Raw genomic sequence first — 13,332 nt, 5'->3', positions numbered from 1 at the left:
GCGCGTCGGGTGCCCCGGCCGGGGCGCCGGCACCCGAGGTCAGCGAGGGGTGAACGGCAGGGGTCGCCCGGCCAGCCCGCGCGGTCGCACGGCCACCCGCTGCGCGATCTGCGTCAGCGCCCGGCCCGCGGGACTCTCCGGCGCGGACACCACCACGGGTTCGCCGGCGTCGCCGCCCGCGCGCAGCGCCGGGTCCAGGGGAACGGTGCCCAGCAGCGGCACCTGCGTGTCCAGCACCCCGGACAGCCGCTCCGCCACCTCGGCGCCGCCGCCGGTCCCGAACACATCCAGGACGGTGCCGTCTGGCAGGGTCATCGGCCCCATGTTCTCCACGACCCCGGCCACGGTCTGGCCCGTCTGCTCCGCCAGCTGACCGGCGCGCGCGGCCACCTGCGCGGCGGCGTGCTGCGGCGTGGTCACCACGAGCAGCTCCGAGGCGGGCAGCAGCTGCGCCGTCGAGATCGCGATGTCCCCGGTGCCCGGGGGCAGGTCCACGAGCAGGACGTCCAGGTGGCCCCAGTGCACATCCGTGACGAACTGCTCGAGCGCGCGGTGCAGCATCGGCCCGCGCCAGGCCACCGGCCGGTCCGCGTCGAGGAACATGCCGATCGAGATGACCTTCACGTCCCGCACCACGGGCGGCAGGATCATCCGGTCCAGCTTCGTCGGGGTGCCGGTCACGCCCAGGAGCCCGGGGATGGAGTAGCCGTGCACGTCCGCGTCGATCAGGCCGACGGCGAGCCCGCGCGCGGCGAGCGCGACCGCGAGGTTGGCCGTGACCGAGGACTTGCCCACGCCGCCCTTGCCCGAGGCCACCGCGAGGACGCGCGTGAGCGTCCCCTCCCCGAACGGGTTCGTCGGCCGAGTCGCGCGCAGGGCGTCCTGCAGCGCCAGGCGGCGCTCGGGCTCCATGACCCCGACGCGAACGTCCACGGATTCACAGCCGGGCACGACGGCGACGGCGGCGGCCACGTCCGTCTGGATCGTCCCGCGCAGGGGGCACGCGGCGATCGTGAGCAGGACCGCGACCTCGACGACGCCCGGGGCGGTCTCCACGACCGACTCCACCATGCCGAGGTCGGTGATCGGGCGGCGGATCTCGGGGTCCTGGACCGTGGCGAGCCGCTCCAGCACCCGGCGCTCGAGGTCGGTGCGGACCTCGGGCACGGGCAGGCCCAGGGCGCTCATCGGCCGCCCCCGTCCACCGGGCCCGCACCGCCGGCGGGGCCGGTCACCGGACCGGACCCCCCGGCCTCGCGGGCCTCCTGGGCCTCCTGCGCCGCGAGGGTGGCGAGCGTGGTGGTCGTGGGCTCGGCGCCGGCGTCGCCGCGCCGCGCATCCCGGCCGCGGCCCTTGGTCTTCTTGTTCTTGCGGGGCTGGGCCTCGGCGACCGGGAGGCCGGCGCGCAGCTCCTCCCGGATCTCCTCCCGGATCTCCTCCCGCAGCTCGGCGCGCAGCGCCTCGCGGAGGTCGTCCCTGAGGTCGTCCTGGACGCCGCGCAGCTCGCCGCGCACGAAGTCGCGCGTGGCGACCTCCTGGACGGCCAGCCGCAGACCGGCGATCTCGCGGGTGAGGAACTCGGTGTCGGCGAGGTTGCGCTCGGCGCGGTCACGGTCCTCGCGCAGCGCGACCCTGTCCCGGTCGTCCTGGCGGTTCTGCGCCAGCAGGAGCAGGGGTGCGGCGTAGGACGCCTGGAGGGAGAGCATGAGCGTGAGCGCGGTGAAGCCGAGCTCGGCGGAGTCGAACCGCCACGCCATCGGGCCGAACGTGTTCCAGCCCAGCCAGGCGGCGCAGAACAGCGTCATCCAGACGAGGAACTGCGGGGTGCCCATGAAGCGGGCGATGCCCTCGGTGGCCTCGCCGAAGGCGTCCGGGTTCGGGGCCAGCCGGGGCACGCGGCGCCCGCTGGCGCTCAGCGGGGTGTCCAGGCCGGTGCCGCGGCCCGGGCGCAGGTCTCGCGCGGTCTGGGTCATGCTCACACCTCCGGTGTCGTGCGGCGGCGGGCCGCGGGGTCAGGTTGCGGGGCGGGTCTCGGCGTCGTCGAGGTCCATGGCCCGCCAGTCGTCGGGCAGGATGTGGTCGAGCAGGTCGTCCACGCTCACGGCCCCGACGACGCGGTCCTGCTCGTTCACCACGGGGATGCACGTGAGGTTGTAGGTCGCGAGCTCGCGGGTCACGTGGGCGATGGGGGCGAGGTCCGAGACGGCCTCGAGATCCTTGTCCATGATGTTGCCGATCGCCTCCGGCGGCGGGTACCGCAGCAGGCGCTGGAAGTGGACGACGCCGAGGAACCGGCCCGTCGGCGTCTCCAACGGCGGCCGGGCCACGATCACGAGCGAGGCCAACGCGGGGGAGATCTCCTGCTGTCGGATGGTCGCCATGGCCTCGGCCACGGTGGCCTCCGGGGGGAGGATGACCGGCACGGGGGTCATGAGCGAGCCCGCCGTGCCCTCCTCGTACTCGAGCAGGCGCCGGACGTCCTCGGCGTCCTCCGGCTCCATGCGTTCGAGCAGCAGCTCCTGCTGGGAGTCGGGCAGCTCGTGGAGCAGGTCCGCCGCGTCGTCCGGGTCCATCTCCTCCAGGACGTCGGCGGCGCGGTCGATGTCCAGCTGGGAGAGGATCTGCACCTGGTCGTCGTCGGGCAGCTCCTGGAGCACGTCCGCGAGGCGTTCGTTCTGCAGCTCCCTGGCGACCTCGACGCGGCGCTTCTCCGACATGTCGTGGAGCATGTCCGCCAGGTCGGCGGGCTTGAGGTCCTCGTGCGCGGCGAGGAAGCTCGTGGCCCCCTGCGGGTCGGCCTGCGCCGTCCAGCGGGCCTCGTCCCAGTTCAGCAGGAGGTGCTCGCCCCGCTGGGCGCGGCCGAAGGGGCCGCGGCCGACGATGCGGCGCACGTACAGGTCCGAGACCAGCCAGTCGCCGTTGCGCTGCTGCTCCAGCCCGATGTCCTCCAGGAAGGCCTCGCCCGACCCGTCGGAGAGGCGCACCTTCCGGTCGAAGAGGTCGGCGGCCACCATCTGCTCGGCGCCACGGCGGGAGAACCGGCGCAGGTTGATCAGCCCGGTCGTGATGATCCGGCCCGAGTCCATGGACGTCACCCGCGTCATCGGGACGAAGACGCGCTTCTTGCCGGGGACCTCGATCACGAGGCCGGTGGCGAACGGGGCTGCGGCGGGGCCGCGGTCCAGCACGACGACGTCGCGCAGCCGTCCCAGGCGGTCGCCGAGGGGGTCGAAGACGTCCAGGCCCAGCAGGCGGGCCACGAAGATCTTGGGGGAGCTCACCGACCCAGCCTACGGCGTGCCGGACCGCGGCTCCGTGTCCGCGTACGGCGGACCGCCGCCCGCCCGGGCGCCGGGCCGGGCACAATGGGTCCATGTCGTTCATGATGTCCAACCCTCAGCCCGGCGCCGAGCAGGGCCTGCCCCGCGGAGAGCTGCTGGCCACCTACGCCACCTACGCGCAGGCGCGCGAGCAGGTGGACCGCCTCGCCGCCACGGACTTCCCCGTGAGCGCCGTGTCGATCGTGGGCAAGGACCTGCGGGTCGTGGAGCGGGTGCGCGGCCGGCTGAACTACGCCCAGGTGGCGTTGTCCGCGGGTGTGCGCGGCGTGTTCTTCGGCGGACTGATCGGCATGTTCCTCTACCTGCTGGCCCCCGAGGCCGGCCCGGGGCAGATCCTCACCTCCATGCTGCTGGGCCTGGCGGTGTGGCTGATCTTCGGCGTGATCGGCTTCGCGATGCGTCGGGGCCAGCACGGCTTCGCGTCCTCGCAGGCCGTCGTGCCGACGGCCTTCGACCTCGTGGTCGCGTTCGACCACGCCGCCCGCGCCCGCCAGGAGCTGGGCCTGGGCGGTGCCGCGGCCCCGACGCCGCAGCCGGCCCCGCAGCCGGCGCCCGCCCCCGCCGCGGAGGAGGCCGGGGGCGGGTCCGTGCAGGCCACCCCGGCCGCCGCGCCGTCGTCGGGCGGGTCCCACGCGGCGCCCGCTCCCGGCGGACCCGAGGCGCCGGCCCGGCCCGTCCCGGAGGCGGGCCCCGCGCCCACCGGCCTGGACCGCTCCTACGGCGTGACCCTGCCCCCGGAGGAGGTCGCCAAGCTCATCGAGGCGCGCGGCGGCCACCCGCCCCGGCCCCAGGACGAGCCGCGCGGCTGAGCCCCGTCAGAGGGACCAGGACTCGAGCCGCCGGAGCATGTCGCGCTTCTTGCTCGCATGACCGTGCATCCGGCCCAGGATGTCGCCGAGGACGGTGACGGCGCGGTCGATGTACGGGCCCTTGTTCAGCATCGCGGCCTCGGCCCGCTGCGCCATCGCGGCGTCCGTGATCTCCGCCCGTGAGGGCAGGCCGGTTTTGGCGAGGGACTCGAGGACCTGGGTGGCCCAGATCGCGGGCACGTGCGCGGCCTCGCACAGCCACAGGATCTCCTCCTGCAGCTCGGCCATCCGTGCGAAGCCGGCCTCCACCGCCAGGTCGCCGCGGGCGATCATCACCCCGACGTCCCGCCAGCGCATCGCCTCGAGCAGCATCCGCGGCAGCTGCCGGAAGGCCTCCACCGTCTCGATCTTCAGCGTGATGTCCACGTCCGGCGCGTCCTCGGCCTCGAGCGCGTCGATCAGCTGGGCCACGTCCTCGGCCGAGCGGACGAAGGACATGTTCACCATGTCCGCCTGGCGGGCCGCGAACGGGATGTGGGCGAGGTCCTCGTCCGTGAGGGCCGGGATGTCCAGGTGCGTGTCCGGGAAGTTCACGCCCTTCTCCGCCTTGAGCTTCGCCCCGCGCGGGCCGGCCTGGGTCACCTCGAGGGTGATCTCGTCGTCGGACACCGCCGTGATCCGCGCGCCGATCCGCCCGTCGTCGAGGGAGACCCGGTCGCCGACCGCCGCGTCCGCGAACGCCTGCGCCAGGGTGAGGCCGATCCGGTAGGGCGGCGTGTCGACCGCGGGGACCGGCTCGAGCGAGCGGGCCAGCACGATCTCCTCGCCCTCGTGCACGCGCATGGACTGCTCGAGCGGGGGCAGCGGCCCGACCTCGAGCGGCCCGTGCGGCGTCGTCAGCGCCGTGCCCGTCGCCCAGTAGACCGTCTTGTCCGCCTGCACGAGCACGCCCTCGCCGTCCACCTGCTCGACCTCGAGCCTGCGGTGAGCGCCACGCGCGTCGGTCAGCTCGATCTCGTCGCCGCGCTGCAGGACCGCCAGGGTCTTCCCCTCCGGGTCCGCGAGCGGCACGACGACGGCGCCGTCCGGCCGGTCCGCTGTGGCCACGGCGTCGTGGGGCCCGGCGGCGAGCCACACGCGGGAGGGCTCGGTGACGATCCCGGAGGGGTCCCGGGCGGGCTTCACCTTCACGACGCGCGGTCCCGGCTCGATGGGGCCGGTGCGCACCTTCGGCCCGGCCAGGTCCATCGCGACCAGGGGTGCGGGCCGGCCCGCACCGGCACACCGGCGGACCGCCGCGATCATGGCGGCCCACGCCTGCTCGTCGTCGTGGGCGCAGTTCACGCGCGCCAGGTCCATGCCGGCCTCGGCGATCCGGGCCACGAGCTCTGGGTCCGTGGCGGCCTCGGAGGGCATGGTCACCATGATGCGCGCGTCCCGGTCGCCGCGGGCCGGACCGAGCAGGCTCGCCGCGTTGCGGGCGAGGATGGCGCGGCCCTCGGCGGAGGTCAGGGCGTCGTCCTCGGGCGCGGGGGCGGGGTCGCCGTCGAGCGCGCGGGCGGCGGCCAGCACCGCGTCCACGTGGCCCAGCACGCCGGCCTCCATGCGGCCCAGAGAGGACAGTCCGGCGTCGCTCAGCGCCTCCTGCAGGGGCCGCAGGTCGGTGCCGCGCAGGGCGACGTAGTGCACGAGGTTCCGGGCCGAGGCCCGGTGGCGCTCCCGGACGCGGGAGATGAGGTCGGCGTGCTCCGCCTCGGCGGAGAGGAGGCGGTCGCGGAGGGCGGTGAGCTCGGTGGTCAGGTCGATACCCATGGTCCGAACCCTAGGGGCGCCCTCCGCGCCGGATCACGCCTGGAGCCGCGCCATCCAGGCCTCGATCTCGTCCGGGGTGCGGGGGAGGACCGCGGAGAGGTTCTCGGCCCCGTCCTCGGTCACGAGGATGTCGTCCTCGATGCGCACGCCGATGCCGCGGTACTCCTCGGGGACGGCCAGGTCCTCCTCCTTGAAGTACAGACCCGGCTCGATCGTGAAGACCATGCCCGGCGCGAGCACGCCGTCCAGGTAGAGCTCGCGCTTGGCCTGGGCGCAGTCGTGCACGTCGAGGCCGAGGTGGTGCGAGGTGCCGTGGGGCATCCAGCGCCGGTGGTGCTGGCCCTCGTCCGAGAGCGCGACCTCGGCCGAGACCGGCAGCAGGCCCCAGCCGTCGAGGCGGTCGACGAGCACCCGCATGGCCTCGGCGTGGAGCTCGCGGAACCGGATGCCGGGGCGCACGATCGCGAAGGCGGCGTCCGCGGCGTCGAGGACCGCCTGGTAGATGCGGCGCTGCACGTCCGTGAACGTGCCGGACACGGGCAGGGTGCGGGTGATGTCCGCGGTGTAGAGGGAGTCGTCCTCGACGCCGGCGTCGAGCAGGAGCAGCTCACCCGGGCGCACGGTGCCCGTGTTGCGGATCCAGTGCAGGATCGTGGCGTTGTTGCCGGAGGCCGCGATCGTGTCGTAGCCCAGGTCGTTGCCCTCGAGGCGGGCGCGGGCGAAGAAGGCGCCCTCGACCACGCGCTCGCCGCGGTCGTGGCCCACGGCGCGCGGCAGGGCCCGCACGACGTCCTCGAAGCCCGCGATCGTGGCGGCCACCGAGGCGCGCATCCGCTCGACCTCCCACGCGTCCTTGACCAGGCGCAGCTCGGAGAGGAACTCGGCGGTCTGGGCGTCGGCCTCGGCCGCGGCGGCCAGGTCCACGCCGGCCTCGGTCCGGACGGCGGCCAGCAGCGCGTCCACGTCCTGGTCGGTCTCGGCCAGCAGCCGCACCGCGGTGCCGTCCGCGGCCACGTTCTTGGTGACGGCGGACTCGAGCTCCTCGAGCCCCGCCGTGCGCAGACCCGTGCGGGCGGCCAGGCCGGCCAGGGTCGGACGGGGGCCGATCCAGAACTCACCCGAGCGCGAGTCCGCGTAGAACTGCTCGGTGTCCCGGCCGGCCAGGGGACGGAAGTACAGGGTGGCGGTGTGGTCCGTGCCGTCGTCGCCGGCGCCCGGGTCCGTGGGCTCGAGCACGAGCACGGCGTCCGGCTCGTGGTCCACGCCGAGGCCCGTCAGGTGGGCAAACGCGGAGTGCGCGCGGAAGCGGTAGTCGGTGTCGTTCGAGCGGACCTTGAGGCGGCCGGCCGGCACCACGATCCGCTCGCCCGGGAAGCGCGCGGACACGGCGGCCCGCCGCCGGGCGGCGTACGGGGCCGAGGCGTCGGGGTCGGGCAGGGCCTGCGACGAGGGCGCCCAGTCGGAGGCCATGAAGTCGCGGAAGGCGTTCGAGGCGGGGCGCTGCGAGCGGTTGTCGACGCGCTCGGCCAGCGGCTGGGGGTTCACCGCGCCGGTGCCGTCGGCGCCCGCCTCGGGGGCGGCGGCGGGCTGGTCGGGGGTGGTCTGGGCGGGGTGCTGTGCGGCATCGGTCATGCCCTCCATCATGGCACCGGTGGGCGCGGGCAGGTCGGGGCCGCCGCGCGCGGGTCTCGGTACCATGGCCGCCATGGCCCGCTACGACCTGCACACGCACTCGACCGAGTCCGACGGCACCGAGCCGCCGGCCGACGTGGTGCGTGCGGCGGCGCGGGCCGGGCTGGACGGCCTCGCGCTCACCGACCACGACACGACCGCCGGCTGGGCCGAGGCCGCCCACGCCGCGCGGGAGACCGGGCTGACGCTCGTGCCCGGCATGGAGATGTCCTGCACCTCCGCCGACGGCGTGAGCGTGCACGTGCTCAGCTACCTGCACGACCCCGAGGACCCCGCCCTGCTGCGGGAGGTCGGCCTGGCCCGCGACGCGAGGCTGATCCGGGCGCAGGAGATGGTGCGGCGCCTGGGCGCGGACTTCCCGATCACGTGGGAGCTGGTCCAGGAGCACGCGGCGGAGAACGCGACGATCGGCCGGCCCCACCTGGCCGACGCCCTCGTGACGATCGGGGCCGTCCCGGACCGCTCCGCGGCGTTCCGGGAGATCCTCGCCGGCCGGTCCAAGTACTACGTGCCGCACTTCGCCCCGGACCCGGCCGAGGCGGTCGCGCTCATCCGGGCCGCCGGCGGGGTGCCGGTGTTCGCGCATCCCCGGGCGCGCATGCGGGGCCGCGTGGTGGGCGACGAGGTGTTCGAGCAGATGGCCGAGGCCGGACTGGCGGGGGTCGAGGTCGAGCACCGGGACAACCCGGCGGAGGAGCGCACCTGGCTGCGCGCGTTCGCGGACCGGCACGGGCTGTTCGTCACCGGCTCGTCCGACTACCACGGCACGGGCAAGCCCAATCCGATCGGCGAGCACACCACGGGCGCGGAGGTGCTCGCCGAGATCGAGCGGCAGGGCACCGGCACGGCGATCATCCGCGGCTGAGCCCGGACGGCCGGGGCGACGGCGGAGGATCCGTTGCGCGAATGACCCTTCCGGCCGCCTGCACGGCGGTCAGAAGGGTCATTCGCGCAGAAGACTCCCGGGGGCCCGGAAGGGAGGGTCAGCCGTCCACGACCTCGCCGTTGCGGCGGCGCGTGCGGGTGCGGCCGCCCCGGCGACGACGGGCCTCGGCCCGCGCCTCGGCGCGCTCGGCCCGGCGGGCCTCCGTCAGCTCGACGCCGGCCACCGGCTCCGGCGTCCGGGCTGCGGGGGCCTCGGAGCGCGAGGCGGTGCGCTCGCGGCCCTCGCCGCGACCACGGCCCCGGCCCTCGGCGCGCTGCTCGGCGGGTACCTCACCACGCCCGCGGGCCGAGCGCTCGCCGCGGCCTCCGCCGCGTGCATCGTCGCGGCCCTCGCCGGAGCGGCCGCCCCGGTTCCGTCCGCCACGTCCGCCGCGGCCGCCCTCACGGCCGCCGCGCTCGCCGTCGCGGGACCGACCGCCCTCGCGACCCCGTCCGCGGCCGCCGTCGCGCTGCTTCGCCTCGGGGCCGCCGAGGTCCTCGAGCGTCTCGCCCTCGAGGCCCTCGAGCACGCGCTTGGCCTGCGGCAGACGGCCCTTCGTGCCCTTCGGGATGCCGAGGTCGGAGAACAGGTGCGGGGAGGAGGAGTAGGTCTCCACCGGCTCGGGCTGGCCGAGGCCGAGCGCCTTGTCGATCAGGGACCAGCGCGGCATGTCCTCCCAGTCCACGAGGGTCACCGCCACGCCCTTGTTGCCGGCGCGGCCCGTGCGGCCCACGCGGTGCACGTAGGTCTTCTCGTCCTCCGGCGCCTGGAAGTTGAACACGTGCGTGACGTCGTCGACGTCGATGCCGCGCGCCGCGACGTCGGTGGCCACGAGGATGTCCACCTTGCCGTTGCGGAACGCGCGCAGCGCCTGCTCGCGGGCGCCCTGGCCGAGGTCGCCGTGCAGCGCGCCGGCCGCGAAGCCGCGCGCCGTCAGCTCGTCCGCCACGCGAGCGGCCGTGCGCTTGGTGCGCGTGAAGATGATGGTCCGGCCGCGGCCCTCGGCCTGCAGGGCGCGGGCCACGAGCTCGTCCTTGTCCATGTGGTGGGCGCGGTAGACGAGCTGACGGATGTCCTTCTTCGTCAGGCCCTCGTCCTCCGGGTCCGCCGCGCGGATGTGGGTCGGCTGCGTCATGTAGCGGCGCGCCATCGCGACCACGGGACCCGGCATGGTGGCCGAGAACAGCATGGTCTGACGCACGGCCGGGACGGCGGCGAGCAGGGTCTCGACGTCGGGGAGGAAGCCGAGGTCCAGCATCTCGTCGGCCTCGTCCAGCACCACCGTGTTCACCAGGTCCAGGCGCAGGTGGCGCTGGCGCATCAGGTCGATGAGGCGGCCGGGGGTGCCGACGACGATCTCGACGCCGCGCTGCAGCTCCTCGATCTGCGGCTCGTAGGCGCGGCCGCCGTAGATGGTGGCGATGCGCAGGGGGCGCCGGGCCGCGGCGGCCGTGAGGTCGCCGGCCACCTGGACGGCGAGCTCGCGCGTCGGGGCGACGATCAGGGCCTGCGGGGCGCCCGCGGTGCCCTTGGCCTCGAGGCCGTCCCAGCCGGGCTCGCCCGGGCCGATGGCGCGCTGTAGCGCGGGGATGCCGAAGCCGAGGGTCTTGCCGGTGCCGGTCTTGGCCTGGCCGATGATGTCGTGGCCGCCGAGGGCGACCGGCAGGGTCATGGCCTGGATGGGGAAGGGGTGGACGATGCCCTTGGCCTCCAGGGCCTCGACGATCGCGGGGTGCACCCCGAAGTCGGCGAAGGTCTGCTCGGGGGCCACGGGGGCGGCGTCCTCGGTGACGATGTCCTCCGCGATCGCGGCGACCGTCGGGTCGAGGTCGGCGGAGGCGGGGGTGTGCTCGGAGTTCTGGGTCATGGCGACTCGCGTTCCTGGTCAGGCGTCGTCACGGCGGGCGGAAGGCCCGGCTCCGCCGTGCGCGCGGTTCAAGCGGAAGCCGATCGCGAGGCAAGCACGCGGAGCGGCCGACGGGCGGTGCCCCGTGGAACCGGGCGGGCGCGCCGTACGCGGCGGGCCGTGCCGGATCCGGCAGGTCATGGTGCCGTCCCGGGCGTCAGGGGCGCGGGCGGCGGGTCAGGGTGATCAGAGAGCGACCGGTCATCCTGGGTCAGCGTGAGCTGTGCGGCCAGTCTACCCCCGCGGCCGTGATCGCACCCGAGGCGCGGTCCACGCCCTCGATCCGCACGCGCACCCGGGTGCCCGCCGGGACGCTGCCCGGCACCCGCAGGCTCACGGCCGGGTCGAGCAGCCACACCTCCGTGCCGTCCTTCGCCTCGCGCACCGCGATCCCCTCGAGCTCCGCGCCGACGCGGGACTCGAGCGCCGCCGCCTCCACGAGGTCCGCCGCCGTCCGGCTGGCGGCCGAGGCCCGGCGCGACGAGTCCGCCATGAGGGCGGGCAGCGCGGGCAGGGCGCTGCGGACCCATGCGGGGGCGGGGGCGCCGATGGCATGGGCGTGGCACAGGGCCAGGACGAAGCGGTCCACGAGCCGGCGCAGCGGAGCGGTGGCGTGGGCGTAGGGGGCGGCGAGCGCGGCCTGGGCCGGTTCATCCGGCGGTGTGCGCAGGGCCGGGTCCTCGGCCTGCGCGTCGAAGGCCGTGTACCCGGCGCCGCGGAACAGCCCGGTCGCCGCGTGCAGCACCGCCAGGTGCCGCGCGTCGGCGGGGTCGAGGGAACGCAGGTAGGCGCCGTAGTCCTGGCCCTCGTCCCACGGGGCGCCCAGGGCGCGTGTGCGCTCTCGGAAGGCGGCGACGGCCTCGGCGTCCGGCGCCGGCATCGTGCGCAGGATCCCGACCCCGGCGGCCAGCATCAGCTCGGCCGCGGCCATGCCGGTCAGCAGGGAGAGCTGGGCGTTGTGCTCCTCCGCCGGCAGCGGCGCCCGGTGCACGAGCTCGTGCGCCCCGTCCTCGGTGACACGGACCTCCTGGTCCGGCAGGTTCAGGGAGGCGCCGCCGCGGGCGGCCTCCTGCGCGGCCCGCCGTCGGCCCACCTCCGGCAGCAGCGTCAGCGAGTCGCGCACCTCGGCCGGCCACCCCTCGGCGGCGGCCCGGTCCGCGTCGGTGACCCCGGGACGCGGCGTCGTCTGCGCCTGCGCCCCCGGCTGTGCGTCGAGGAAGGCCTGCACCTGCCCGTACGTCAGCTGCGCCCGGGAGCGGATGCGGGCGCGTTCGAGGCCGGTCTCGACGACGGCGCCCGCGGCGTCCAGCAGGAACGTCCAGACGAACGCCGGGCGCTCGCGGTCGGGGAGCAGGGAGGCGGCGTCCTCGCTCAGCACCTCCGGGTGCAGGGGGACCCGGCCGTCGGGCAGGTAGACGGTCTGGCCGCGGCGGCGGGCCTCGGCGTCCACGGCGCCGCCCGGGGCCACGAAGGCGGGCACGTCCGCGATCGCGTAGCGGACGAGGATGCCGTCGTCGTCGGCGGGGGTCAGGAGCAGGGCCTGATCCAGGTCCGTGGAGCCGGCGGGGTCCACGGTGACGAACGGCAGCGCCGTGCGGTCCGCGTGGTCCGGGCTCCCGGTCAGGCCCGCGTGCACCTCACGCGCGGCCGCCTCCGCCTCGGCCAGGACGGGGGCGGGGAAGGCCGGCGGCAGCTCGAGCTCCGTCCGCAGGGCGGCGAGGCGCTCGAGCAGGGCCGGGTCGGCGGGGCCGCGGAGGCCGAGGGCGTGAGGCGACATGGCGATGCTCCTGGGCAGGGGGCCGAGACGACGCACGCCCCGGCGGATCACCGGGGCGTGCGGGCGGGTCAAGAGGCGGCGAACCCGAGCGGGCCCGACTTCTTCGCGCCGATCTCCACGAAGCCGATGCGGTCGCCGGGGACGACCACCTGGCGGCCCTTGGCGTCCGCCAGGACCAGCGGGGTGCCGTCGGCGACGGCGGCGTCCACGAGGGAGCGGACCTCGTCCGCCGACTGCTCGCTGTCGATGACGACCTCGCGGCCGACGTGCTGCACACCGATGCGGATCTCCATGGGGAACCTCTTCTCTTCGTCGCGTCCTGTGCGGTCCACCGTCAGCCTACGGGACCGCTCGGCGGGGTGGACGGGCGCCCACGAGGTTCACCCGCGGGCGAAACGGGCCGGACGGCCGGGTCAGCGCGGCGCGTCGTCCGCGGAGGGCAGCGAGGCGAGGCCGCGCCAGACGAGCGCGTCCACCGTGCGGGCCATCTCGGCGGCGGCGGGGCGGGCGTCGGCGTCGAGCCGGTCCGCCCAGTGGCGGGCGGCGCCCAGGAGATAGCCGACGAGTCCGCGGGAGAGCACCTCGGCCTCGGCCTCGGCTACGGTGGTGTCCGCGCGGATGGTGCGCGCGACCTCGGAGGAGAGCAGCCGGTGGACGGCCTCGCTGCGCGTGCGCACCTCCGGGTCCGCGTCGATGCCGGAGTCGAAGATGAGGCGGTGGGTCCGCTCGGGGGAGGCCATGTACTCGAACACGGCGGCGACGGTGGCCCGCACCCGTTCGCGGTTGTCCCGGCGGGTGTCCATCGCCGCCTCGAGGAGCGCGCGCAGGCTCGCGACCTCGGCGTCCAACAGCTCGAGGAAGAGCTCGTGCTTGCTGGGGAAGTGCTGGTAGAGGACCGGCTTGGAGACCTCGGCCCGCTCGGCGATCTGCTCCATGGAGGCCCCCGCGTACCGCTCGGCGGCGAAGACCGCGCGGGCGCAGTCCAGCAGCTGGCGGCGACGCTTGTGCCGGGGCAGACGACGGCCTCGCCCGGGCTCGTCGGGCGCGGTGGCGGCGGGGTGGGCGGTCAC

General features: G+C 75.5%; 11 protein-coding genes. 2 read left to right on the top strand and 9 right to left on the bottom strand.

All coding sequences use genetic code 11. The features are described 5' to 3' along the window. Positions 1–39: 39 nt before the first annotated feature. Genes DE149_RS00140 through DE149_RS00130 form a run of 3 tightly spaced genes read right to left on the bottom strand, consistent with a single transcriptional unit; the run spans position 40 to position 3,281 of the window. Positions 40–1,188 carry an Mrp/NBP35 family ATP-binding protein gene (locus DE149_RS00140; RefSeq protein ID WP_036382689.1) on the bottom strand — a complete coding sequence of 383 codons (1,149 nt, stop codon included), beginning with the start codon at positions 1,186–1,188 and terminating at the stop codon, positions 40–42. After that, a complete protein-coding gene (locus tag DE149_RS00135) occupies positions 1,185–1,973 on the bottom strand; it encodes a DUF1003 domain-containing protein (RefSeq protein WP_113913734.1) in 789 nt (262 codons plus the stop codon). The genes DE149_RS00140 and DE149_RS00135 overlap by 4 nt, the downstream gene beginning before the upstream one ends. 39 nt (positions 1,974–2,012) lie before the next feature. Then, on the bottom strand, positions 2,013–3,281 hold the full coding sequence (locus DE149_RS00130) for a magnesium transporter MgtE N-terminal domain-containing protein (RefSeq protein WP_010080556.1): 1,269 nt from the start codon (positions 3,279–3,281) through the stop codon (positions 2,013–2,015). Positions 3,282–3,373: 92 nt separating this feature from the next. Between DE149_RS00130 and DE149_RS00125 the strand changes: the two genes are divergently transcribed. Next, a complete protein-coding gene (locus tag DE149_RS00125; RefSeq protein ID WP_113913733.1) occupies positions 3,374–4,150 on the top strand; it encodes a general stress protein in 777 nt (258 codons plus the stop codon). Positions 4,151–4,156: 6 nt separating this feature from the next. On the opposite strand, the gene DE149_RS00120 is transcribed toward DE149_RS00125, so the two are convergent. Both DE149_RS00120 and DE149_RS00115 read right to left on the bottom strand, forming a co-directional pair. Next, complete coding sequence (locus DE149_RS00120; protein ID WP_069942062.1) at positions 4,157–5,962, bottom strand: pyruvate kinase; 1,806 nt, start codon at positions 5,960–5,962, stop codon at positions 4,157–4,159. A 33-nt stretch (positions 5,963–5,995) separates the two neighbouring features. Continuing rightward, positions 5,996–7,594, bottom strand: coding sequence for an aminopeptidase P family protein (locus tag DE149_RS00115; RefSeq protein ID WP_102708452.1), 1,599 nt, complete (start codon positions 7,592–7,594; stop codon positions 5,996–5,998). Between the two features lie 64 nt (positions 7,595–7,658). Between DE149_RS00115 and DE149_RS00110 the strand changes: the two genes are divergently transcribed. After that, positions 7,659–8,519 carry a PHP domain-containing protein gene (locus DE149_RS00110; protein ID WP_049147253.1) on the top strand — a complete coding sequence of 287 codons (861 nt, stop codon included), beginning with the start codon at positions 7,659–7,661 and terminating at the stop codon, positions 8,517–8,519. Between the two features lie 118 nt (positions 8,520–8,637). Here DE149_RS00110 and DE149_RS00105 read toward each other — a convergent pair whose 3' ends face one another. The 4 genes from DE149_RS00105 to DE149_RS00090 form a co-directional block, all read right to left on the bottom strand. Beyond that, positions 8,638–10,446 carry a DEAD/DEAH box helicase gene (locus tag DE149_RS00105; RefSeq protein ID WP_061867030.1) on the bottom strand — a complete coding sequence of 603 codons (1,809 nt, stop codon included), beginning with the start codon at positions 10,444–10,446 and terminating at the stop codon, positions 8,638–8,640. Between the two features lie 250 nt (positions 10,447–10,696). Beyond that, positions 10,697–12,262: an RNB domain-containing ribonuclease gene (locus DE149_RS00100; protein WP_063189558.1), complete on the bottom strand. Its 1,566-nt coding sequence runs from the start codon at positions 12,260–12,262 to the stop codon at positions 10,697–10,699. 68 nt (positions 12,263–12,330) lie between these two features. Next, entirely contained in the window at positions 12,331–12,555 is a 225-nt protein-coding gene (locus DE149_RS00095) for a DUF3107 domain-containing protein (RefSeq protein ID WP_002854967.1), read from the bottom strand. A gap of 120 nt (positions 12,556–12,675) precedes the next feature. Next, positions 12,676–13,332, bottom strand: coding sequence for a TetR/AcrR family transcriptional regulator (locus DE149_RS00090; RefSeq protein ID WP_044659417.1), 657 nt, complete (start codon positions 13,330–13,332; stop codon positions 12,676–12,678).

Origin of the sequence: Micrococcus sp. KT16 (assembly GCF_003315015.1) — a bacterium.
GTDB lineage: Bacteria > Actinomycetota > Actinomycetes > Actinomycetales > Micrococcaceae > Micrococcus > Micrococcus luteus.
Note: the sequence above shows the minus strand (reverse complement) of the source record. Positions and strands in the feature narration are given on the sequence as shown.